We start from the raw sequence: 24,077 nt of genomic DNA on the forward strand, positions 1-24,077 counted from the left end.
AGGCTGATCGACTCCGGGAAAGCCCGAGGGGAGTCCAGGAGGTTGGGTAAACAGGCTCCCCGGATCCGGGCAATTTACGGAATAGAATTGACGGTTTGGGGGGATGCGTGATAAAATCCTGTCCGTCGGGCGTGTAGCTCAATGGCAGAGCAGTGGCCTTTTAAGCCATTGGTTGAGGGTTCGAGCCCCTCCACGCTCACTTTTGTTTTAAACCTATGAAGTTGGTTGAGCGCACCCGGAAGGGCATGATATTCGAGCCCCTCCACGCTTACTATTGTTTTAAAGTAATGAGTTATGGGTTATGAGCGATGAGATTGGTCGAGGGCGCCCGGAAGGGTGTGATCTGAGTAACTCCACGCTCACTTTTGATTAAGGCAATGAGTAATGAGTAAAGATGTCGATTGTGGGCACCCGGGAGGGTGTAATTCGAGCCCTCGCGCAGTACCCAGCGGGCTCCACGCTCACTTTAGATTTACGTGAAAATCATGGGATGAGTGCGCCATTTCGGCAAATTTAGTGCCTTGGGCTGGTGTTTGCAGTCCATGCATTCGCACATCACTTTCTGAAAAAGGCTCAAAGGATATTCCTCATGCAAATAGATGTGATGTCATATGATTAATTGTCATATTGACAAGCATTATTTTGCGTGGATAATTGAAGACATAGGTAAGTAAGGACAGTGTACTAACTAATTACATTCTTTACTTCCATGTTTCCCCCGAACCCCAATCCTTATCAAGGAAATTCGCCATTTTGCAGGCTTTTGACTAAGCAGTACTTAAATTTAAACCTTTAGGAAAAGAAAAATGGACAATGTTAAAGGCAGCCTGGAATTGATCAAACGAATGAACCGTTCCCTGGTGTTGGAAACGGTAAAGAATTTTCAGCCAATCAGCAGGGCTCAGGTCGCCAAGAAACTCAAATTAAGCAAGACTACGGTCGTGGCCATCGTGAATGACCTGGTGGAAAGAAAATTATTGACCGAGTTAGGTGAGGGCGCTTCATCCAAAGGCGGTGGCAGACCCGGAATGATGCTGGGCTTCAATCCCAAGTCCGCGTATGGAATCGGCGTCGATATCGGGGGTACGAAAATCCAGGTGATCATCACCGATCTCATTGGCGAGATCGTCCTCGCCAAGAAAATTGAAACCACCAACAAAGTTGATGAACTTATCTCGATAATCAAGGATTGTATTCAAGAAGCCGGTATTTCGGCCGAAAAGGTGATTGGGATGGGAATTGGCGTTCCGGGTACGACTCGAAACGGGACGGTTGTCCTTGCGAAGAGCCTGGGCTGGCAAAACCTGGACCTAGAGTCGATCCTGAAATCCCAGTTTCATTTTCCCGTGTTTGTGAAAAATGACGTCCAGTACGCGTCGATGGGCGAGCGTTGGTTAGGCTCAGGTGACAATTCAAACAACATTTTCTTTATCGCCATTGGTACCGGGATTGGCAGCGCAATCATCTGCGATGGGAGTCTGGTGACCGGGCAGCAAAACAGAGCCGGTGAGATTTGCTACCTGACCAGCCGGGATGATTTTATCCATGACCACGTCAATGTGTTGGGGAAGTCAAGCGTTTTCGAAGAAAAAGTATCCGGTTCATCATTGAGCCGTCACGAATATTCACCCGAGGAATTGTTCATACTCTATTCAAAGAGATCTCCGGAAGCCGTGCCGGTCATCAAGGATTTCATCATCGATCTTTCAGTTGCCATTGCCAATGTAATCAGTCTTCTCAATCCTGAATTTGTCATTATCGGCGGCGGGGTGTCTGATTCGATGGGTGTCGTCATTGATGAGATTCAAAGCACCGTAGCAAAAATAACGCCCACGCAGACTAAGGTGAGATTAGCCACATTGGGCGGCCAGGCTGGAGCTCTGGGCGCCATCGCTTATACATTCGAACGTGTCGAACAAAGCTGATTAATCATGGAGCAGAAGCCAGTGTCTCAGACGATGCGGAATTATATCCTGGAACAAGGCATTACCATGCAACAGGTGATCGAACATGTTCCAGGTGAAGTGGAAGGCGTCCTGCAGAAAATAGGCCGACAATATAAGAGAATCTTATTGGTCGGTTCGGGCACTTCCTTGAATGCGGCGATTGCCGGCAAATACGTCATGGAAGAATACAACGATTGTGAAGTCCAAGTTGTGACTCCATTCGACTTCATTCATTATTTTCCGGAAAAGCGCATCACGAATGACGCATTGGTCGTTGGCATATCGCAGACGGCACGCAGCACCGGTGTCATCGATTCGATCCATCGCGCTCGCGAATATGGGGCTCGAACCCTGTTCCTGACCGCCGCCCCTCAGGCGGCGGGCGCCCAGTGCGCAGAAAGCATTCTAAATACCTGGACCGGGGATGAATTCGTGGGTCCTAAAACCAAGGGTTTTACCTCGACCATGGCGGCGCTGTTCTATCTGGCGGCCGGACTTGGAGGGAAATCGATCGATCTGACAACCATCCCCGGATTTATTTCAGAGACGATTGGCTCATCGGAAAAGGTACTGCCTGGGTTTGTCGATCAGTTTCTAGCGGCTCCGTCGTTAAAAATAATTGGTTTTGGGCCCAACATGGCTGTGGCTCGCGAAGGGGGTTTAAAAGCCCTTGAGACCATCCGGATTCCGGTCGAGGTCTACGATGTCGAGGAATATATGCACGGCCCATATCATTGCCTCGAAAAAGATACCTATATGATCTTTATCGCTCCACCCGGTAAAGGCCAGGAGCGAATCCTAAGGCTGTTCCAATTCGCGGACTGCATCACCAGCAACACTCTTGTCATTGGGGATGAAGATCTGGCAAGTACAGGCAGGATCAAGAACCTCGTTCCCCTTCCGTGCAATGTGGATGAAATGCTAACGCCTTTGGGTTACATCATCCCATTGCAGATACTGGCCAATGACATCACTCTGAAAAAGGGCCGTCGCCCTGAGCTGTCTCGATATCCAAATTTCCATGCCATGATGGGCAGCAAGTTTACACCCCAATAGCGAACATACTATACATTTCAAAGGATGGTAAAGCTTATGAATAGATTAAAAATCGGGGTCGATGTTGGAGGAACTTTTACCGATATCGTCGGTATTGATGATAATGGCAAAGTTTTCTACGCGAAAACTCCCTCGACTCCTCAAGATCAGAGTATTGGCGTTGTAACGGGCATTCGCCGGCTCTTGGCAGACCTGAATATGCCAACGGATGTGGTCAAGGAAATCGCCCATGGAACCACCGTTGCGACGAATACTTTGCTTGAACACAATGGCGCCGTCACGGCCCTGATTACGACGGAAGGATTCCGGGACGTTCTTCAAATCGGCCGCCAGAGCCGGCCATTTCTTTATGATCTGCATGCGAAACGGCCGGAACCCTTGATTCCGCGCTATCTGCGTCAAGAAGCGTCTGAAAGGACCATCTATACCGGCACTATTTTGGTCCAGTTGGACGAAGAGAGATTGAGAAAAACGGTCCGAGAATTAGTCGCTGAGGGCGCTCAATCCATTGCAGTTTGTTTTCTACATTCATACGCGAACGCGGAAAATGAGCAACGAGCCTTAAAGGTTATTAAAGAAGAAGCTCCTAAACTGTACGTGTCGGTATCCAGTGACATCCTGCCCGAGTTTCGAGAATATGAGCGCATGAACACGACCGTAATCAACGCTTACGTTCAACCCAGGATGGATCACTACGTATCTCAATTGACCAAGCATATCTCCGAGGCAGGGGTCGATGCGCCGCTGATGATCATGAAATCCACCGGCGGCATGATGACCGATGCAATCGCGGCAAGTAAAAGCGTCAACACCTTACTCTCCGGCCCTGCTGGTGGGGTGTTGGCAGCCGAATTCTTATCGAATATTTCCGGATACAAGAACCTGATTACCTGTGACATGGGAGGCACTTCCTTCGACGTCGCCGTGATCCAAAACGGCCAGGTCGGGATCGGCAACGAGGGCGTCATCGAAGGCTATCCGGTCATGTTCCCGCATATCGATATTACGACGATCGGCGCGGGCGGTGGATCGATCGCCTGGATCGACGCGGGCGGCGCCTTACGAGTTGGGCCAAAGAGCGCCGGAGCCGTGCCAGGGCCGGTTTGCTACAGCAAGGGCGGAACGGAGCCTACCATTACTGACGCTCACGTGGCCATCGGATTTATCGGCACCGAATTGTTGGCCGGTGAGATGAAGATCGATGTCGATGCTGCCCGCCGCGCCATCCAGGAAAAATTGGCCGACCGATTGGGAATGAGCATCGAAGAGACTGCTGAAGGTATCCTGCGGGTCTCGAACGCCAACATGATTCGCGCAATTCGCACGATGACCGTGGAAAAAGGAATCGACCCGCGCAAATTCGCATTATTGCCGTTCGGTGGGGCCGGTGCCCTGCAGGCCGTCGAGCATGCGCGCGCTCTCGAGATCAAACACGTCATCATTCCGCCCGCTCCGGGTAACTTCTCTGCCTTTGGCTTGCTGGCAGCCCCCATTCGCTACGACGAAGTGGTAACTTACCGAGCGCGCCAGGATAAGGTTGACCTGAAGAAGATGGAAAACCTGATGCGTGGTCTGGAAAAAACCGCCATGGACGAAATGAAGCGCGATGCGGTCGAGTCGTCTTCGATGTCCTTCGAATATAGCGCAGATATCCGGTATTTCGGGCAGGCGTATTCACTGAGCGTTCGCATTCATGACAGCTCCATGTCCGAAAGCACCTGGAACCAGGTCATCGCCGATTTCCACCAATGCCATATTCAGACCTATGGCTTCAAGAATGAGCACGATCCCGTCGAAATTGTAAACCTGAGGCTTGCAGTTATCGAGAAGACAAATAACGCTGATCTTTACGCCAAGGGCAAGAAAGTATCCAATCCTGTTGTGAACCATACCACCCGATCGGTATTCATCAAGGATGGTTGGGTGCCAGCCGCAATTTACAAACGGGCTGATCTCCCGGTTGGATATACCATCCAGGGTCCTGCTGTGATCGAAGAACAAGGCTGCACCTCGGTATTGGGTCCGGGTGATGGTGCCACCATCGATGATAGGATGTCGATTGTTGTCACAGTCGCAAGCGTACAAGAATATGAGGATTGTTTGCACAATCTGATCATGAAAGCAGGAATGTAAAGACTATGGATGCGATTACTTTGGAAGTGATGCGAAATCGTTTTTTCGCAATTACCGAGGAGATGGGTGCGGCGATCATCCGGACCGCGTATTCGACAAATATCAAGGATCGGCGGGACTGCTCTTGTGCTCTTTTTAATGTTAATGGTGATACGATCGCCCAAGCCGAACACATCCCGGTACACTCTGGCGTGCTGCCCTGGGGCGTCAAGGGGGCGCTGAGCCGGATTGATATGGCGCAACTTAAACCCGGCGATGTTCTGATGCATAACGATCCGTTTATCGGGGGTACGCACCTTCCGGACATCATCATGTTTTCCCCGATATTCTTTGCGGGGAAACTTGTTGCTTTCGTTGGCAATCTAGCCCACCATGTGGATGTGGGAGGTATGGTTCCCAGTTCTCTGACCCCCGATGCAACTGAAATTTTCCAGGAAGGAATTCGCTTCCCCCCCATCAAGATTCGCAAAGCGGGTGTTCTCGATCAGGAATTGATCAATATCCACCGGGCGAACGTCAGGACTCCTTATATTTGTGGCGGCGACTTGATGGCCCAAATTGCTGCAAATAACGTCGGTGAGCAGCGTTTCGAGGAGCTATGCCGTGAAGTCGGCGTCGACATGGTCGAAGAAGCGATCGTCGAACTGGAAAATTACTGCGACCGACGCATGGTAGCCGAGTTGGAGAAATTCCCAACCGGAACCTATGAGTTCTCGGATATTCTGGAAGGGGATGGGGCTACCACGGAAGAACCGTTGGTGATTAAAGTCAAGATTATCACCGGCGGCCCCCAGATGACCGTTGATTTTACCGGCACCTGTCCCCAGGTAAAGGGCTCAATCAATTGCGTCCGCCCGATGACGCTGGCCTGTATCTATTATGTGATTCGCGCGGTGACCGATCCTTCCATTCCGCCAAACGCCGGTTCTTTCAAGCGGATCAATGTGATCACGCCCGAAGGTTCGCTGGTAAATGCGGTATTCCCTGCTGCTACGGGCTCCGGAAACAGCATCACCTGCCAAAGATTGGTGGACGTGCTCTTGGGCGCGCTGGCGAAGGCAGTGCCCGATAAGGTCTGCGCGGCCGCAACCGGCTCGATGAACGGCATTCAAATCGGTGGATTCAACCCGGCTACCAATTCCTATTTCGTAAATGGTGAAACGGTCGGCGGTGGGTATGGCGGCATCATCGATCAAGATGGCACCAGCGGGGTCAACACCCACATGACCAATACCCGAAACACGCCGGTCGAAGTCCTGGAAACGATTTTGCCGGTCAAGGTTTTGCATTATGGCCTGCGGGAAGATTCCGAAGGAGCGGGATTGCATCGGGGTGGATTCGGAATCGAACGCGTTTTCGAATTCTTAACCGATGACATTAACTGCCAGATCATATCGGATCGCGTGTACAGCAAACCTTGGGGACTAGCTGGCGGTAAAGAGGCCAGCGGCACCCGGTTCACGATCGAGCGGAAGGATGGACAAACCATTGAACTGTCCTCCAAGAACCGGGTGAAGTTCAATGCCCACGATAAATTCTACATCCGCACGAGCGGAGGCGGCGGATGGGGTGATCCAAAGAAGCGTGATCCTATGCTGGTGGCTACAGATGTGAAAGACGGTTTGATCAGCCGGGAACGCGCAGATCAAGAATACGGCGTGAAGCTGGATGGAAAGGGAAAGGTCAAATAACCCTTGAAGCTCTCAATTTGGGTGCAAATCCCATCAAAGAAATGATCCTCTGCGAGAGGAGGAAAAATAAAGAAGAGAAGAACTGGCGAAGCGTTGTTTATGTATCGATGAGGCAATTATTGGTATGAACCCATTAATTGCACAATCAGATCCAATAATGGAATGGTGGAGGACCAAGAATGTTCAAGAGAATAGAATGGGTTATGTGCGTAGTTCTGATCGTCGCTAGCATCGCTCTCTCAGCCTGTTCTCAGGCTACTCCTGCGGCGACGACCGAGGCGCCAGCAACCAGCAACGCCACTGAGGCAGCTACTGCCGAGTCAACTTCTGCTTCAACCTCTGCTACAACGGGTGAAGCCGTGACCTTAACGCTGGGAAGCTGGCGTACAGATGATTCTGCGGCAATTCAGCCGATCCTGGATAAGTTCCATGCCGCATATCCAAACATTACCATTAAATTTTCCCCGACTCTTCCCACGGAATATGATGCCGCAATCACCACGCAACTGACCAGCGGCACGGGCGACGATCTCTATTACCTGCGCTCGAAAGGCTCTGGCGCGGCTCACAAACTGTATGATGCCGGCTATTTTGTATCCATCGATGGTTTGCCGGGTTTGGAAAACATGCCGCAGGATGTAATTGACTCCTGGACCGGCTCGGATGGCCACGTTTTCGGTGTGGGTATTTACAAGAACTCGATGGGCTTGTTCTACAATGCCGACTTGTTCAAACAGCTAGATCTGCCCCTTCCGACGACCTGGGATGAACTTCTGGCGACAGCCCAAAAGTTCAAGGATGCCGGCATCACCCCGTTCGCAAATGGTTATGGCGAGCCGGCTTACGTTCGCTCCCTCTTCCTCTGGAACTGGATTCCGATGGTGATCGGCGGTAAAGACGGCCGCCTGGCCTACTTTAACGGCGTCGCCTGCCTGAACGATGCCAATTGGACCCAGTTGTTCAAGATGGTCACGGATGTGACACCCTTCCTGCCCGACGGCGCGGCAGCTTTAACGAACTCGGATGCGCGCGAATACTTCATTCAGGGAAAGGCTGCGATGTTCTTCAACGGGTCCTATGATATCCCGATCATCCAGGCTGGAAACCCTGAATTCGAGTGGAGCATCATGGCCATCCCGCCGCTCGAGGGCAAGGAAAATTACATGGTAGCTGAACTGGATGCAGCGATCGGCATCAATTCGGCTTCCAAGCATATTGATGAAGCCAAGACCTTCCTTTCTTGGCTCACCACCCGCGATTTCGCCTCCATGGTTCCGGATAGCCTGGTCGGTAATTTCCCGGTTACGAAGGATAACGACATCACCACCAGCAATCCGTACGCCCAAAAGTTCCTGGATCTGATGGCGGCGGCGAAGGGCACCGATGCTCGCTTCTATATGAATGGCGGCACGCCGGGTACTTCAAGCCTGTTCGTCGATCTGACGGTAGCCGTTCTCAATGGAACGATGACCCCAGAACAAGCCTCCCAGGCTTTGTATGAAGGTATTTCTTCCTGGAGTGCTGAACAGAAAGCCTGCAAGAAATAACCAGGAGATCGATCTGGATGTCAGTAGGGATTATTCCCTACTGACATCCGCTGAGCCATCTATCATTTCATTCTACTGGTTGCAGGCCATGATCTTCTTCTCGTAGGATGATCCCTAAAAAGGGAGAAGCATGGCTTTTATAGGTCGCACAACAACAGGAAAATTTAACTTGGGGCAGGTGGAGATTTCAGGATGGTAAATTCAGAATCCGTAACGCCAAAGGTGAAATTATCAATCGAAACGATAATGAAGAGAGCCTCGAAAGCGCTGAGACCTCTTACATGGATTAGTTTCTTATTGCCTGCGCTGATCGTTTATTTTGTATTTATGGCGCTGCCCCTGGTGGGGTCGCTAAAGTTAAGTTTATATTCTGGAAATGGCATAATTGAAAATACATTCGTCGGGTTGGGCAATTTTAGGACGCTATTTGGCGAGCCGTTATGGTTTGGAAAATTAATCAATGCAATTCGAAATACGCTCATATTATTAATGGTTCACATTGTTTTCCAAAATGGCTTAGGCTTATTTTTCGCAGTATTGCTTACCAGAATCAAGAAAGGGTTTAGTTTTCTCCGCACAGCAATATTTCTACCGGCAACCCTGTCTGTGTTGATCGTGGGCTTCCTCTGGCGTTTGATTTTAAACCCGCAGTGGGGCGCGGTCCCGAGCCTGCTCAATTCCATCGGTCTGGAATCTTGGGTCAAGCCCTGGTTGGGTGATCCCAAGTTCGCAATGGTGACCATCTCCCTGGTTTCTTCCTGGCAATGGATCGGCATGCCAACGATGCTGTTCCTGGCAGCCTTGTTGGGTATCCCCGAGGAACTTCTGGATGCCGCGAAGGTCGATGGCGCGTCTTCCTGGAAGACGTTTTGGCTGATCAAACTTCCGCTGATCGCGCCCGTGATCGGCATCTATACCATCATGACCTTCATGAGTAATTTTACGGCCTTTGATATTATCTACTCCATGGAATCCTCGCGTGGAGATCCCTTGGGCGCAACCGATATCATGGGGACCTTCTTTTACCGGACGGGCATCGGCGGCGAACCCTTTACCGGCCTTGTCATTCCGGGTCTGGGCGCGGCCATTGCCGTCGTCATCTTTGTGATCCTTCTATTCGGCGTCATTGCCTGGCTCTATCTCACTCGCAAGCAGGAATATGAACAGTAAGGATATCCTATGAAGATTAAGAATTACCTTGATAAAGTGATCGCTTATGTATTCCTGGTGGCATGGGTCTTGATTGTGTTCTTCCCGCTCTGGACGATGATCGTCAATTCCTTTAAGACCCAACACGAGATTTTTACCGATCCATTTTCACTTCCCAAAGTATTCACACTTGAGGGATACAAGAACGCCCTTGAGATGGGTAATTTTGGCGTGTTCTTTCTCAACAGCCTGTTCATCACCGTTGTATCGTTGAGCCTGATCTTGCTGTTCGGGTCGCTGGCAGCCTATGCCCTCGTGCGCTGGAAATGCCGCCTGTCGAATGCGCTATATTTCTTCTTTATCATCGGCATGATGATTCCGATCCGGCTTGGGACCATGAGTGTCGTAAAAATCATTATTTCCCTGGGATTGAACAATAAAACCTATGGCCTGATTCCCATATACGTCGCTTCGGGTATACCCGTATCCATTCTGGTGCTGACCGCGTTTATCCGGAGCCTGCCCAAGGGATTGATCGATGCGGCCAGTATCGATGGCGCCTCGGAAATCACCATTTTCTGGAAAATTATTCTTCCGCTGATTCGCCCGGCCTTGTCTACAGTCGCGATCTTTAACATGATTCCCATTTGGAATGATTTCTGGTGGCCGTTGATCTTGCTCCGGCAGGAAAGCGTTCGAACCGTTCCCCTGGGTGTTTCCCTTCTGTTCGGTGAATTCTCCGCAAACTGGACAAACATCCTGAGTGTTCTGACGCTGGCCTCTATACCTATGATCATTCTGTATTTACTCATGTCCAAGCAATTCATCCGTGGCTTGACCGCCGGGGCTATGAAGGGGTAATTCGATCCAAAAAGGAAAAGAGGTTGAAAGATGACATCGCATATGGATAAGAAGAAGATGTTCGAGTATTGCCGCATTCCCGTTGAGGAACTTGAAAATCATCCGGATTCTCGCATTCGAATCAATATCTATGAGGAAAGCAAGAAGGTCTATGAGCACGTTGCTCAAATCATGATCGACGAGGTGTTTGCGAACAATCAAATGGGCAAACCCACACGCTGGGTGTTGCCGGTTGGCCCAAGCGATCAATATAAGATCTTCATCGATTACGTCAATCGCGAACGGGTCAGCCTGAAGAATCTGCATATTTTCCAAATGGATGATTATCTGGATTGGAACTGCCGGCCCTTTCCAAAAGAGAATCCCTATTTTAATCTGGCGGCGAAGTTCGACCGGGTTTTCTACAACAAGATCGATCCTGAATTGACCGTCCCGGTGGAACAGCGTTACCGTCCCGAATATAACAATCTGGATGCCATGGATGAAGCTGTGGAATCCCTGGGCGGATTGGACACCGTTTTTGCCGGATTGGGCTTCCGCGGTTTGGTTGCCTACTGCGAAGCGCCGCTTTCGCCCTGGTTCTCCGTCACAGAAGAAGAATATTGCCAGATGAAAACCCGCATTTATCCGATCAATGTGGATACGACCATAGCCACAGCCCAGCGCAAATTTGGCGGCCTCACGCAGTTCAACCCGCCGCTGGCAGTCAGCATCGGCTTCAAATCCATGTTGCACACGAAAAAGGTTGTCTTCCTCAGCACCACCGGCGCCTGGAAGCGGACCGCGGTGCGCGTCTTGATGTTCAATGAACCCACTGTCGAATATCCGGCCACACTCTTCACCGATAAAGTCGCTGAAGTTTTATTGCTCTGCGATAAAAATACGGCTGCTTCGCCTTTACCTCCACAGGACTGAGACAAAAGACATGACAAGAGCTCCAGAGATTGTTGTTTTAGGGCATCACGGCTGCGGCGCGCGCCAGGTTCGCGTACATCATATTCCGGTTATCGGCGAGACGGTCATCGCGACGGGTTTCAAAATTGCCAAGGATGGCGGCAAAGGTTCCCATCAGGCCATGGTGATCGGCCGGCTGGGTGGGAACGTAGGGTTCATCGGCAAGATCGCCACGGATGAACAATCCGATGCAGCCAAACAGTGGCTGATCGATGATCATGTCGATATCACCCATTTGCTGCGCATGGATTATCAACTGGCCGGCGCCGGGATGATCATGGTCGATGATAACGGAAACAACGCCATCGTGAGCGTCCCGGGCATCCGGGCAACCCTGAAATTTGAAGAAGTCAAGCCGTGCATCGAAGATTTCAAAGGTGGCAAGTATTTCATTACCGGTTTCGAAATTCCCATCCCGACGGCGCTTGAAGGGGCCAGGCTGGCGAAGAGCCTGGGGATGCAGACCATCCTCAATCCAGCTCCGGCTCAAGAGTCCATCGGCGTCCTGGATTATATCGATATTCTGATCCCGAACGAAACGGAAGCCAAGATTCTGGCCGGTCATTCCGTCCAGGACGAGGTAGAACCGGCAGAATTGGCGAAGATCCTGCGCGAGAAATATCAGGTCAAAACCGTCATTATCACGCTGGGGGAAAAAGGAGCGCTGTGCGATGAAGGGAAAGATAGTTTTGGAGTTGGATCGGTAACTGTAAAAGCAGTCGATACGACTGGCGCCGGCGATACATTTATCGGTGCGTTCACTCTCGCCCTTGCTGAAGGGAAAAAAATTCAGGATGCGATGGCCTGGGCGAATTACGCAGCTGCATTGTCCGTTTCCCGCCCAGGGTCCATTCCCTCCTTCCCCAGAAGAGATGAAATGGAAGAATTTATTAAGAGGTGTGGGAATATAGAGGATCTGAGATATCATGAATAAAGATCGCAGGTGATATTGACCGAGCATGTGATGACTGACCTTTTATGGCCGCATCCAAGAGACTATACTTGTTCTTTGTCCAATGGACAAGGCAAGAATGGCAGGCTTTTGGATGGGTAAAGTGATTTTCGGGTTTTGTCCTTTTAAGCCATTGGTTGAGGGTTCGAGCCCCTCCACGCTCACTTTTATTTTACGGGATGAGTGATGAGTGATGCGGTTGGCCGCGGGAACTCGCCCGGGCAAAAGGATCCTTGAGTGAGGATTCCTCAAACCTTATTCCCATAGACAATGGAATGATCCAATATAAACGGCGCCCTTATTTCGGGCGCCGTTTGCTCTACTAAAAGTCTACAACCAATTGACTTGTCTTGGGGATAGCGCGTCCGGTCGAAAAATCCAGAAGGCGTCCGTGGTGATGATAACTGTCTCTTGAAAAACAGCCAGTCGGGGTATTTTACAGACTGCGCAGGTCGATATCCGCGACGAACATCGAGATATCCAGGCGCAGGCGGCGTTCGGCCTGGGCGTAACCGGGCGTTTCGTAGTTGACCGGCGTGAAGACGCCTTCCTGCTTGCGACCATCGATCTTGGCATCCACCGCGATGGCACCGGCCGTCATGGAGACTGCCGTGGACGCGGGCAGCATAAAGTTCAGATCGCCGACGAAACCCACCATGCGCAGGGTCGTCTCGCCGACTGGCAGTTCGACAGAGGTCAGGTCCATGTCCAGATCGCCAACGATCAACCAGTATTCCTTGCTCTGAAGCACACCGGTTGGCCGGCGGCGCATGTCGCCCAGCAGGGTGAATTCGATGTCGGAATATTCCCCCTGAAGTTTGGGACGAAAGATGGCGAACAGACCCAGCAGGATCAGGATCGTCGGAAAGCAAATCGCCCAGGAATCGATGTGAAACAAGGAGCTGAGCAGCAGCATGATGCCGGAAACGATAAGAATGACGGCTAAGACAAGAATTCCGCGGTTTTTCATGATATTTCCTCCCGTTGCGATGTGTGCGATAAGAACGGGCTAGCAGCGAACCTGACCTTCCACTTCCAGGTGAAGGGGGGCTTTTGGCGGCCGATCGCCGTAATCTGTCAGGTCTTCCAGTGTGATACGCAGGAGGAGCGGCTTGCCGGTCTGAGCATTCATCAGGTGACTCAGGATGGCTTCATTGGCCTGGATGCCGAATGTCTTCAGGAGAATACGAATATCATTCTGGCTGAGATCTTCCATGGCTTCCTCCATGGATTAATCATAACCGAGTTTGATCCAGGAGCGTATTAGCCAAAGGAACGGTTTATCCATAACACGGTTGGCTGTTTGATCGGATAGCCCCGAATAGGTGGACCCGGTTATGGCCTGCCAGAATCGAGGTCGATCAGGGCTTATTGGGCCATTCCAGGCTGGTGACCTGATTGATATTGAGAAGCCGGGCGCAGCCGTTTTCCAGCGCCACTACGGTGACGGAGGCGGTGGAGATCGAAAAGCTGTGATAGGCATCCAACGGCAAACCCAGATAGTGCACGATTGCCAGGCGTATCAAATCGCCGTGGGTGACGCAAGCAATGACGTGGTTATCCGCGTGGTGTCCCACGAGGCTTTCCAGGGTGGCCACCGTGCGCTGCATCACTGCCGTCATGCATTCGCCCTCCGGAAACTGCACAGCCGATGGTTTTTCATGCACCAGCTTCCACAATTTCGTCCGCCCAAGTTGTTTGTAGGTCCGCCCTTGAACGCGGCCGTAATCCACTTCGATCAGGTCAGGATGCACCTGGACTTCCAGATGATGCCGGTCGGCCAGGGGAGCGGCGGTTTCGAGCGCCCGTTCCATGGGGCTGCTGTAGATGGCGGTCAGGGGAGCATCGGCCAGGCTTTGCGCCAGCGCCTGCGCCTGCCGGTAACCCTTCGCGTTGAGATGCACGCCCGGCATCCGGCCCGCGATGCGCGTTTTGAGGACGTCGTTCTCAGCGTGACGAATCAGCAGGAGGATCGGCATGCTCGTCCTTTTCGGATGGATCGGAGGGGGTGTCGTAGCCCAACCCTTCCGCCTGCAGTTTGCGCCAGCGTTCCAGGCGTTCGGTTATTTGTGATTCATATCCCTGATCGGATGGGTGGTAGAAGGTCCTGCCAAGCAGGGCGGTGGGTAAATATTGCTGCGGGGTGAAATGGCCGGGGAAGGAATGCGGGTACTGATAACCTTTCCCATGCCCCAGCCCCTTGGCATCCCGGTTGGCGTCCATGAGATGGACGGGGACCGGACCGACACCCTCTTCTTCGATGAGCTTTTGAGCAGCGAAAATGGCTCCGGCCGAGTTGGATTTGGGGGCCGTCGCCAGATAAAGGGTGGCCTCCGCGATGGGATAGATGCCTTCCGGCAGGCCGATGTATTCGAAAGCGTACGCAGCCGAGGTGACGACCTGAATCGCGTGCGGATCCGCCAGGCCGATATCCTCACCCGAAAGTACGATCAGACGTCGGAGAATGAAACGCGGATCTTCGCCGGCTGCCAGCATCTTGGCCAACCAGTACAGCGCGGCATCCGGATCGGAGCCGCGCACGGATTTAATGAAAGCCGAAATGGTATCGTAATGAGCGTCGCCGGATTTGTCGTAGATGACGGCCCGCTTTTGAATGGATTCCTGGGCGACATCCAGCGTCACATGAATACTGCCATCGATCAAGGAAGGCGTCGTGGTCTCGACGGCCAGCTCCAGGGCGTTGAGCAGGTTGCGCGCGTCGCCGCCGGACAGGCTCAACAGGTGTTCGCGGGCATCTTCATCCAGCCGGACGTTCCGGTTGCCGTAGCCGCGTTCCGTATCCTGCAGGGCGTTATCCAGAATGGCGTTGAGATTCGCCTCGGTGAGCGGTTGTAATTGAAATACCCGCGAACGCGATACCAGCGCGGAGATGACATCGAAATAAGGATTTTCGGTCGTCGCGCCGATCAACGTTACCATGCCGTTTTCGACGTGCGGCAGCAGGGCATCCTGTTGAGCTTTGTTCCAACGATGAACCTCGTCGATGAACAGGATGGTGCGCTGGCCGTGAAGGCGACGGCGTTCACCGGCTTCCTGGATGACGCGGCGCAGTTCAGCCACGCCGGCCAGTACGGCTGAAATGGTTTCGAAATGAGCCCGGGTACTGTTAGCGATGACCTGCGCCAGGGTGGTCTTCCCGGTGCCGGGCGGCCCGGTGAAGATGATCGATGAAAACAGGCGATCCGCTTCGATCGCGCGCCGCAGAAGCTTACCGGGGCCGATGATATGTTCCTGCCCGATGAATTCATCCAATGTGCGTGGCCGCATGCGCGCTGAAAGTGGTGCTTCATGCACCATCCGTTCATGCATGGCGTGTTCGAAGAGATCCATAATCGTCATTCTACCACAGGCAGGTCTTTCCTTTCCAAGGCCGTTCGAGATTCCCGCGCTCTCTGTCAAGTTACAATTATTTAAGCTAATTGTATGCCAACCGAAACCGGCTATCCAAATATTCCGTGTATACTTATGAATAAAAGTTAACAAAAATTAAGATTTCTCTTAACAAGATCGATCACCTAACCTGTTCAGGAATTTATCGATCGGTTGGCGTATTCTACGGGAGAAATCATCCATGGGTGGATTTAACTGGCGGCGAGAAGCAGTCCGATGGACACGATTATGTGGGGCGTAAATCATATCTGGCAGCTCGTGGTCCATCATCCATTTATTCCGGGCCTGATTGGGATTGTGATTTGCCTGGCAGTGATTGGGTCGTGGAGGTCCCGGCACCATCTGAAACCTCGCCTGGCAACATTTCATAGAGACGCAGAATCCGCCCAGCCGAACGGCGTAACCGAACTCACGGAGCACCCGGCGGCGTTGGATCCGTTGGTGGAATCGCAGGAGAAATATTCGACGATTTTTCGGATTTTCCCGGACGCGGTTGCGATAACTACTCGACAGGACGGGCGGTTGATCGAAGTGAACGAAGGGTTTTTGTCGCTGACAGGCTATTCGGCTGCAGAACTGCACGAAAAAGACACCCATCAGATCGATCTATGGGCCCAGATCGAGGATCGGGATTGGTTATTGGAACAACTGCGCCTTAACGGCCAGGTGATCGATATGGAAAGCAGAATTCGGATCAAGAGCGGAGAAATCCGCTATTGCCTGATTTCCAGCCGGATCATCGATATTCGCGATGAAGAGTGCATTCTCACCATCCTTCGCGACATTACCGAGAAGAAGCGCAGCGAGGAACATGCCCGGCAGCAATTGCAACGCCTGGCTACTTTGCGGGTGGTGGATATGACCATCGCGGCGAGCATGGACCTCGACCAGGTCCTGGATGTGCTACTCGAAAAGATCGTCAGCGAATTGAAGGTGGATGCGTGTCTGTTGCTGCTGTTGAATTCCGACCAGCACCTGGTCTATCGGGCTCAGAAGGGCATGGATGCCGACAAGGCCAGGCGGACAAGTGTCAAACTGGGTGAAGAATACGCCGGTTGGTGCGCGCTGCACTGGAAGCCCATGTACGTCCTGCAGAATGAGGAAAAGACGGATTTTCTGCTTAACAAGAAAGATATCGCGGAAGCCGGCTTCATTGCCTATTATTGCACGCCCCTGATTGCGAAAGGGCAGGTTTTGGGCGTGGTGGAGATTTTCAACCGGAAACCTTTACCGTCCGATCCGGAATGGATCAGCTTTTTCGAGGCCCTGGTCGACCAGGCTGCCATCGCGATCGATAATACTTCGCTGATGGATCGGGTGGAGAAGACCAACCAGGAATTGATCGCGGCTTATGATGCAACCATTCAAGGTTGGGCGCGCGCCTTGGAATTGCGGGATGTGGATACGGAAGGCCATTCACAGCGCGTGTTGCGGCTGACCCTGGCCGTTGCCAAGGCGATGGGATTTCCGGAAAAAGCGCAGATCCAACTTCAGCGCGGCGCCTTGCTGCATGATATCGGCAAGATGTCGGTCCCGGACGCCATTCTGTTCAAGACCGGCCCCCTGACGCCGGAAGAATGGGAAATCATGCGCAAACATCCGCAATATGCATATGAATTACTTTCCAGCGTTTCCTTCTTGCGGTCGGCGCTGGATATTCCCTATTGTCATCACGAGCGTTGGAACGGAAGCGGCTATCCGCGCGGGTTGGTTGGCGAAGAAATTCCCCTGGCGGCGCGCATTTTCGCCGTGGTGGATGTATGGGATGCGCTCCTCTCGAATCGACCCTACCGTGCGGCCTGGGATGAAGAGCGAGCCGAGCTGTATATTCGCCAGAATGCCGGCGTCTTGTTCGACCCGACCGTGGTGGAAGTATTTATCGAGCAGATCACTGCGCCCGGTTTACCCAATAAATCCCTCCCAAGAGGATCAGCCCCCCAATCCATTGATTGATCTGCGGCATTTCACCCGCAAATGGAATGGCCATCAGCGTGGTAAACACGGGGGCCGCGATCATGGTAGGCGAGACGATCGACGCCGGCAGACTGCCCAGGGCAAAGCTCATCGAAAAATAGCCGATGGTTTGAGAAATCAATCCCGCGCCCAGAAAGGTCAGCCACGTGGCAGTGGGATAACCGGTGAGAGCGTGTCCGCTGGCCAGATTGAAACCTAACAACGCCAGCGCAGCGACCCAGTTGACGGGCACCAGATAGGCCAGGGTGCGCAGGTGGGTGCGGCTGCGTTGAGTCACCAGAAAATAAAACGCGTAGAAAAGGCTGGAACCAATGGCAAGCAGATCGCCGGCATTCATGCTGAGGCCCTGCATTTCCCTGCCGTTGAAAAACACGACCGTTCCCAGCAGCGTCACCGCCAGCCCGGCCCAGAATTTGCCGGACAGCTTCTCGTGCCACACCAGCCAGGCAAACAACGCCACCCACAGGGGGGAAATGTAGTTCATCAAGGTCGCGTTGGCGATCCGCGTCATGCCGATGGAGGTGCTCCACATCCCATGATCCATCGCCGTGCACAGTCCGGCGATGAGCGGCAAGTACCAATAAGAATTCAATCGCTTGCGGTCCGAAGCCGGCAGACGCAGAAAGAACGGCAGCAGAACCAGCCCGGCGATCGTCATCCGATAAAAGGCTGTGACCGTGCCAGGCGCCTGAGACCAGCGGACGAACAGGGCGGAGAGGCTAAGCGCCAGGACACCCACACCCATGGAAATGTACGCCAGGGTTTTTCGGGGAATTTTCTGAATAAACATTAACGGCCGATAAAGGAATTTGGAAGCATGCATTGGACAATTCTACCCCATGCGAATGGAAATGGAATTTGCAGAGCTGTTATGTTTTACGCTTCCGGCAATACCGATTACAATAGATGTAGATTATCTCATGGAGGAAGTCATGATTTGTCCGCAATGTGGATTCGAGAATGAAGCCGGCCAGGAAACGTGCAGTAATTGCGGCGCTTCACTGATCGTCAAGCAGCCCGAGATTACGCCGGAAAAAAAGGCTCACACATCGATTTGGGGTTGGGTTGTTGCCGTATTGATCGTCGGGTTGGTCGCGGCCGCGCTGTTCATCTTCAAAGGACAGGGTACAGGCGAGAAGAAGCCCATGCTGTACGCTGTTTTGAGCGACCAGGCGGTCCCATTTAGCCAGATCGGCGTGCTCGAACAAAGCGGCAAGAAAGCCACTCCACTTGGAGGGGGTTCGACCAGCCTGGCGATTGCGCCGTATTCGATTCGCTCCGGCCATTCTTACCTGAGTTCAACCGGGCAGTTGGCGTTGTTCGCGGACGCCGATTTAACGGGCGGCGGAAAATTATTACTGACCAATGTCCAGGATGGCGTGTCCAACACCGCCACCGAAGCGCCCCTACCTTTGACGGTGGCCGGCAATTTCCAATCCTTCTCTCCGGATGGCCAGTATTTTGGGTATACCAGTATCGCGACTTCGGGCGCGACTTTGAATGCCATCGTGGTCAACAATCAGGCCGCCACGGTCATGATTGCGGAGAACATGATCCTTTCTGAGATACTGCCGGACAGCCGGCATTTCCTGGCCTATTCTCTCGACCCGACCACTGGCAATCCGGCTGCTCTGGTGAGCGTCGCGATTCCCTCCGGAGAACAGACGGTGCTGTTTACACCGGAGAGCAGCGAAGATGTATTATCCGGAGCGGACATTGTTTCACCGGATAACAGCATCTATTTCGTCTTGCAAAAGAACGGAAGCGTTTATATCTATCACATGGGATTGGATGGCAGCAATCCCAAGGTTGTTTACACCTTCAAGCAGCCCATCAGCTTCTTCGGTGTGATGAGCATCATGCCGGATCAAAAGAGCCTTCTGGTCATGGACGCCAATGAAGCCGCAACGGGTTATGACCTGTATAAAATCAACCCCGACGACTTATCCGTGACTCAACTGGCCAGCAATGTATACGGCGAGTTCTTCTCGGAGGCCATCTTCCTGCACCAGATGTACGGCGAAATGGCGGTGACCTTCTCACCGGACGGAAAACACATGGCGTATATGGTGTCTGAAAATGATACCCTGAGCCTGTACGTCTCGGATCTTTCCGGCCAACCCGGAACGTTGATCGCCAGTGGCCAGAACGCGTATTCGTATGCCTTTACACCGGACAGCGATAAGTTGATCTACGTCCAGTACGCCGAAAGCGGCCAGATGACCGGCAATTTGAGCTCGGCCGATTTCAGCGGCGCGAGTACGCAGTTGGATGGGGATGTGACTTCCTTTAATTTTCAGAACGGAAAATTGATCTACTTCAGCGCCCCGACTGCCGACCAGACGACCTCCACGCTGTACGAAAGCGGATTGGACGGCAAGAACAAGACTGAAATTCTCTCGGCTCAACCCGGATACTGGGTTTTTCTGAAGCTACCTGAATAAAGTGAATTTTTGGAAGAAAAAAGCCGTCCGAATATACGATCGGACGGCTTTTTATTTACCTGGTTGCGTTCCAGCGCTCCACCAAAGGTGGAAGCTCAGCAAGAGACTCGATGATGCCGTCCGGCTTGATCTGCCCGGCCAGCGCGCGGTTTTCGGGGGTGTCCACCCGGCGCGCGATCCAGACCGCCCGCATGCCCTGATTGTGCGCACCGACGACATCCGCCTGAAGCAAATCGCCGACCATCAGCGATTCTTCGGGGATGGCTTTCATCTCCTCCAGCGCCATCTCGAAGATGCGAGCCGCCGGTTTGCGATATCCGACCTCGGCAGAAATCAGGATGGTTTGAAAGTAAGGTCGAATTTCGGCTTTATCGATGAGCGTGTTGGCATCGGCTGCGTCGCCGGCGTTGGAAATCAATCCCAGACGGAAGCCTGCTTTCTTCAAAGCTTCCAGGGTGGGCAGGGTATCCTGCTCGATGTGCCAGTGCGCCTGCGTAACGGCGTACATTTTTGCCAACGCGCCGCGAACGACGTCGATGGGTACGTCCGGATGGCCGAAATCAGCCAGTTGGGTTTTCAGGATGAATTCGGTTGTGTATTCGAGAAATTCCTTGTCGCGTTTGACGAAATACGCGTTCATGCGGCTGTGGAATTCCTCCAGAAACGGATGCCAGTCGAGCCGGTAGCCGGCCTGTTCCAGGGCGTCGCCGAGCTGGTGGGCGGATTCCAATAACGCCTCCGGCCAGGCGCCGTCATAGTACATGAGCGTGCTGCCGAGATCGAAGAAAATATTGTGAATGTGAGGACGAGAGGTCATATACGGATATTTATAACACCTGTACCCCTAAAATCAGTACCCTTTTTCGGGGTCAAAACGGTTATAGATTCCGGCGCCGTCGATATAGCGGCGCAGATTTTCACCGAACATGGTCGCGGCGTGAAGGTCATAATTCCTGTTGACGCCGGCGATGTGGGGGGTGACGATCACATTGGCCATTCGCCAGAGCGGATTGTCGGCCGGGAGGGGCTCCTGCGGAAAGACATCCAGGGCGGCGCCAGCGATGCGCTTTTCCTGCAAGGCATGGATGAGCGCCGGCTGGTCGATCACCCAACCCCGCCCGCAGTCGACCAGGTAAGCGCCGGGTTTCATGGCTGCCAGTTCTTCCGCCCCAATCCGACCGCGCGTCTCGGGCGTGAGGGGAAGCGAAATCACCACGAAATCACACTCCTTGAGCATCGATTTGAGCGCTTCGATCGGATACAGACGCTTGAACAGGTTGCCTTCCGGGTCCCCCAACCCTTCCGGCATATAGCCGCGATCGGTTGGATCCATGGCGTTGCGTTTGGCGGCCAGAATGGTGACGTCGAAGGGTACCAGCAGGCGGGCGATTTCGCGTGAGATGCTGCCGTAAGGCACCAGGCCAACGGTGCTGCCGCGAAGTTCGGCCGGGGCGAGTTGGTCCCAACGTTCCTGCGGCCATTCGGCTCTGGTTTGGTTTGCCATGAGATCCGGGAGGTGATGTCCCAACGCCATCATCATCGTCACCGCGTACTCGGCCACCTGCGGACTGACTGCGCCGCTGAGCGTGGCCGCGATGACATCCGGTTTGTGCAGGATGGGCGACTCGGCGGCGAAATCGACGCCCGCGTAATGGAATTGAATGAAGCGCAAATTGGGCGCCTGGGCGGGCGTGGGAAGCACCCGGTCGGTGTAAAGCACCTCGGTCCGCGCCCACACTTCCGACGGGATTTCCTCGGCCTTGATGACCGGAAGGACGGTGATGTTCAGGCGGCTGGAGATCGCCTTCAGCCTGGCGATTTGTTCCGCGGGATACGGCAGGGTCATCAGAACTTCTATTGTTTCACTCATGGCACGCCTCCTATGGATAAGAACTTGACGGGCCTGGGCCGTTCAGCGCCAGGCCCGCTTTAACCTCAGGAAAGATAGATCCTTTGGGGATCCAGTTCTCGCAATAAACGCAGTTCGTCTTCGGTGGGGGGCTCGGTGATACGCAGGTTGCCGGCTACTTTCAAATCCCAGCCGGTGTTTGTCTTGACTTCCTCGACGGTTACGCCGGGGTGCAGGGCCGTCAGAACCAGTTCGCCGTTTTCATCCGGTTCCATGAAGCCCAGGTTGGTGACCACGGCCTGCGGACCGCCGCCGCGTACGCCAGCGGCTTCGCGTTGCGCCCGCCCGTTCAGGAAACCGGCGGATGTCGCAAAATCGACCTTCTCCGGGAAGCGGCGCTTTTGGTGGGGCGTCATGATGTAGCAGCGGTTGGCCCAACCGGCGATTTCCATGCTGCCACCGGAACCCGGCAGGCGGACTTTGGGATGGTCGTAATCGCCGATGACGGTGGCGTTGATATTGCAGAAGCGGTCGATCTGGGCGCCGCCCAGGAAGCCCACGTCCACGTTCCCGCGTTGCAGGTATAAGGTGAAGATGTCATACATACTGCACACCGAGGTGGCCCGGGTGACCAGGGTGGGGTCGCCGATGGAAAGCGGAAGGCGCGCCGGGCGCGCGCCGATGACGCCGGCCTCGTAGATCATCACCAGATTGGGGGCGTGCGTGCGGCGGGCCAGGTTGCAGGCCAGATTGGGCAGCCCAACGCCGACGAACACCACATCGCCGTCGCGCAGCAGGCGGGCGGCATGAACGGTCATTAATTCAGATGCAGTGCAAGTCGCCATTTCAGTACTCCCCATAATTAACCGGCGCGGCATACAACGGCGGGACGCTTAGACGCTGGTGCGTTTCGCTGCCTAATTTTTGCCAATATTCATCCCGATCTGCCACGCCATAAACCCATTCCTGCAGCCAGGCCTGAACGGATTCGGGCGTTTCGCTGATCTTATCCCATTCCAGGTAGAAGGCGTTGTCGCGATCGTAATACCCCTGCGTGTAGGATGGATGCGAGCAATAGGGTACGTGGCAAACCGCCGAGACGACGAATTCGGGGATCAGGGTGCGGTTGGGATCGGAACGGATGATTTCTTCCGGGACGATTTCTTCCGCGGTCAGGATGACGCGTTTGGCGGCAAAGGCGGCTTCTTTCTGCTCGCCCAGGATGCCCCAGATATGGGCGTTGCCGCGTTCGTCGCAGCGCTGCACATGGATGATGGCCACATCCGGGGTGAGCGCCGGGACGACGACCACTTCGCGTCCTGAATATGGATCGGTCACGCGCTTATACTGGGGGTTGGCCCGTTCCAGATCGGTGGCCGCAGTCTGGTTCATGGGCATGAAGGGCAGCCCGGAGGCGCCGGCCTGCAGGCGCGAGATCATGCCGAAGTGTGAATATTCTTCGAATTCCAGGCGGCCGGTTTCCAGGGCGCTGCGAATGATGCGCAGCGAACCTACGCCCGGATTGCCAATGTAAGAATAGATCACTTTTTTGGCGCAGCCGGCGGCCACCATTTGATCGTAAATGAGATCGGGGGTCGCGCGCGCGAGGGTCAAATCCTTGCGCCCCTGACGGATGATTTCATGCCCGGCGGCAAAGGGAATCAGGTGCGTGAAACCGGCGGCATAGACGCAATCGCCGTCGTGGACATTCTGGGCAATGGCTTCTTTGAGCGAACACAGTTTGGACATGGAGGATTCTTTCATTCTTGCCGGGTAGGGGTGGGCGGTTCGGCCTCATGATTTCGATTTTGTCGACGGGGGCTGCCTTGCGCCTGTTCCTTGGAATTCGCCCGTTTTTTCAAAATGCGAAAGCGGCCGCTGGGTTGCGCAGGTGGGCGCGGATCACGCCACCACAGGAAGCATCCCAGGACGATACTGGCCAGCCCGCTGAACAGCAGCGCTGGAATGGGTGTGTGCGCCAGGTCGGAGAGGATGAAAATCATCACCCCGCCTGCGCCAATCCATACGAAGAATGTCCCCACCCGGTTAACGAGGGTCATGGATCAACCAATCAAAGGCAGGCCGGGCGGGAGCGCCGCCCGGCCTTGAT

The 24,077-nt window shown here is 53.6% G+C and carries 21 protein-coding genes and 1 tRNA gene; 12 read left to right on the forward strand and 10 right to left on the reverse strand.

The genetic code is table 11. The features are described from left to right. Positions 1–127 precede the first annotated feature (127 nt). The 10 genes from LARV_RS08090 (at position 128) to LARV_RS08135 (ending at position 12,271) form a co-directional block, all read left to right on the forward strand. A tRNA-Lys gene (locus tag LARV_RS08090) sits at positions 128–199 on the forward strand. A 646-nt stretch (positions 200–845) separates the two neighbouring features. Further along, a complete protein-coding gene (locus LARV_RS08095; protein WP_201785898.1) occupies positions 846–1,925 on the forward strand; it encodes an ROK family transcriptional regulator in 1,080 nt (359 codons plus the stop codon). 6 nt (positions 1,926–1,931) lie between these two features. Then, positions 1,932–3,002, forward strand: a complete 1,071-nt coding sequence (locus LARV_RS08100) for an SIS domain-containing protein (RefSeq protein ID WP_083522416.1) — start codon at positions 1,932–1,934, stop codon at positions 3,000–3,002. Positions 3,003–3,038: 36 nt separating this feature from the next. Beyond that, positions 3,039–5,135, forward strand: a complete 2,097-nt coding sequence (locus tag LARV_RS08105; protein WP_075073163.1) for a hydantoinase/oxoprolinase family protein — start codon at positions 3,039–3,041, stop codon at positions 5,133–5,135. A 5-nt stretch (positions 5,136–5,140) separates the two neighbouring features. Then, complete coding sequence (locus LARV_RS08110; protein ID WP_075073164.1) at positions 5,141–6,826, forward strand: hydantoinase B/oxoprolinase family protein; 1,686 nt, start codon at positions 5,141–5,143, stop codon at positions 6,824–6,826. A 179-nt stretch (positions 6,827–7,005) separates the two neighbouring features. Then, positions 7,006–8,373: an ABC transporter substrate-binding protein gene (locus tag LARV_RS08115; RefSeq protein WP_083522418.1), complete on the forward strand. Its 1,368-nt coding sequence runs from the start codon at positions 7,006–7,008 to the stop codon at positions 8,371–8,373. 192 nt (positions 8,374–8,565) lie between these two features. Then, positions 8,566–9,543 (forward strand): carbohydrate ABC transporter permease, encoded by a 978-nt coding sequence (locus tag LARV_RS08120; protein ID WP_201785899.1) that lies wholly within the window; start codon positions 8,566–8,568, stop codon positions 9,541–9,543. A 9-nt stretch (positions 9,544–9,552) separates the two neighbouring features. Then, positions 9,553–10,383, forward strand: a complete 831-nt coding sequence (locus LARV_RS08125; RefSeq protein WP_075073166.1) for a carbohydrate ABC transporter permease — start codon at positions 9,553–9,555, stop codon at positions 10,381–10,383. 30 nt (positions 10,384–10,413) lie between these two features. After that, positions 10,414–11,298 (forward strand): 6-phosphogluconolactonase, encoded by an 885-nt coding sequence (locus tag LARV_RS08130; RefSeq protein ID WP_075073167.1) that lies wholly within the window; start codon positions 10,414–10,416, stop codon positions 11,296–11,298. Next, positions 11,189–12,271 carry a ribokinase gene (locus tag LARV_RS08135; RefSeq protein ID WP_083522420.1) on the forward strand — a complete coding sequence of 361 codons (1,083 nt, stop codon included), beginning with the start codon at positions 11,189–11,191 and terminating at the stop codon, positions 12,269–12,271. Before LARV_RS08130 ends, LARV_RS08135 begins: the two co-directional genes overlap by 110 nt. A gap of 454 nt (positions 12,272–12,725) precedes the next feature. Here LARV_RS08135 and liaF read toward each other — a convergent pair whose 3' ends face one another. The 4 genes from liaF to LARV_RS08155 form a co-directional block, all read right to left on the reverse strand. Further along, positions 12,726–13,259: a cell wall-active antibiotics response protein LiaF gene (gene liaF / locus LARV_RS08140; protein WP_075073169.1), complete on the reverse strand. Its 534-nt coding sequence runs from the start codon at positions 13,257–13,259 to the stop codon at positions 12,726–12,728. A gap of 39 nt (positions 13,260–13,298) precedes the next feature. Further along, positions 13,299–13,505, reverse strand: a complete 207-nt coding sequence (locus tag LARV_RS08145) for a hypothetical protein (RefSeq protein ID WP_075073170.1) — start codon at positions 13,503–13,505, stop codon at positions 13,299–13,301. A gap of 145 nt (positions 13,506–13,650) precedes the next feature. Further along, positions 13,651–14,268, reverse strand: a complete 618-nt coding sequence (locus LARV_RS08150) for a histidine phosphatase family protein (RefSeq protein WP_075073171.1) — start codon at positions 14,266–14,268, stop codon at positions 13,651–13,653. Further along, positions 14,237–15,640: an AAA family ATPase gene (locus LARV_RS08155; protein ID WP_083522421.1), complete on the reverse strand. Its 1,404-nt coding sequence runs from the start codon at positions 15,638–15,640 to the stop codon at positions 14,237–14,239. The genes LARV_RS08150 and LARV_RS08155 overlap by 32 nt, the downstream gene beginning before the upstream one ends. A 276-nt stretch (positions 15,641–15,916) precedes the next feature. On the opposite strand from LARV_RS08155, the gene LARV_RS08160 reads away from it, so the two are divergent. Beyond that, a complete protein-coding gene (locus LARV_RS08160; protein ID WP_083522422.1) occupies positions 15,917–17,653 on the forward strand; it encodes an HD domain-containing phosphohydrolase in 1,737 nt (578 codons plus the stop codon). On the opposite strand, the gene LARV_RS08165 is transcribed toward LARV_RS08160, so the two are convergent. Beyond that, a complete protein-coding gene (locus LARV_RS08165; protein WP_236709942.1) occupies positions 17,589–18,464 on the reverse strand; it encodes a DMT family transporter in 876 nt (291 codons plus the stop codon). The genes LARV_RS08160 and LARV_RS08165 overlap by 65 nt on opposite strands. Positions 18,465–18,606: 142 nt before the next feature. On the opposite strand from LARV_RS08165, the gene LARV_RS08170 reads away from it, so the two are divergent. Continuing rightward, positions 18,607–20,118 carry a zinc ribbon domain-containing protein gene (locus tag LARV_RS08170; protein WP_075073174.1) on the forward strand — a complete coding sequence of 504 codons (1,512 nt, stop codon included), beginning with the start codon at positions 18,607–18,609 and terminating at the stop codon, positions 20,116–20,118. A 55-nt stretch (positions 20,119–20,173) separates the two neighbouring features. On the opposite strand, the gene LARV_RS08175 is transcribed toward LARV_RS08170, so the two are convergent. The 5 genes from LARV_RS08175 to LARV_RS08195 form a co-directional block, all read right to left on the reverse strand. Next, the gene (locus LARV_RS08175) at positions 20,174–20,935 is read right to left on the reverse strand and encodes an HAD family hydrolase (protein WP_075073175.1); all 762 of its coding nucleotides are present in this window, start codon (positions 20,933–20,935) and stop codon (positions 20,174–20,176) included. A 33-nt stretch (positions 20,936–20,968) separates the two neighbouring features. After that, positions 20,969–21,988 carry a D-2-hydroxyacid dehydrogenase gene (locus LARV_RS08180; RefSeq protein WP_075073176.1) on the reverse strand — a complete coding sequence of 340 codons (1,020 nt, stop codon included), beginning with the start codon at positions 21,986–21,988 and terminating at the stop codon, positions 20,969–20,971. A 65-nt stretch (positions 21,989–22,053) separates the two neighbouring features. Continuing rightward, positions 22,054–22,812 carry a CoA-transferase subunit beta gene (locus LARV_RS08185; RefSeq protein WP_083522423.1) on the reverse strand — a complete coding sequence of 253 codons (759 nt, stop codon included), beginning with the start codon at positions 22,810–22,812 and terminating at the stop codon, positions 22,054–22,056. Position 22,813: 1 nt separating this feature from the next. Next, complete coding sequence (locus LARV_RS08190; protein ID WP_075075161.1) at positions 22,814–23,716, reverse strand: CoA transferase subunit A; 903 nt, start codon at positions 23,714–23,716, stop codon at positions 22,814–22,816. Positions 23,717–23,727: 11 nt separating this feature from the next. Further along, the gene (locus LARV_RS08195; protein WP_152031755.1) at positions 23,728–24,027 is read right to left on the reverse strand and encodes a hypothetical protein; all 300 of its coding nucleotides are present in this window, start codon (positions 24,025–24,027) and stop codon (positions 23,728–23,730) included. Positions 24,028–24,077: the final 50 nt, after the last annotated feature.

Origin of the sequence: Longilinea arvoryzae (genome assembly GCF_001050235.1) — a bacterium.
In the GTDB taxonomy this organism is placed as follows: Bacteria; Chloroflexota; Anaerolineae; order Anaerolineales; family Anaerolineaceae; genus Longilinea; species Longilinea arvoryzae.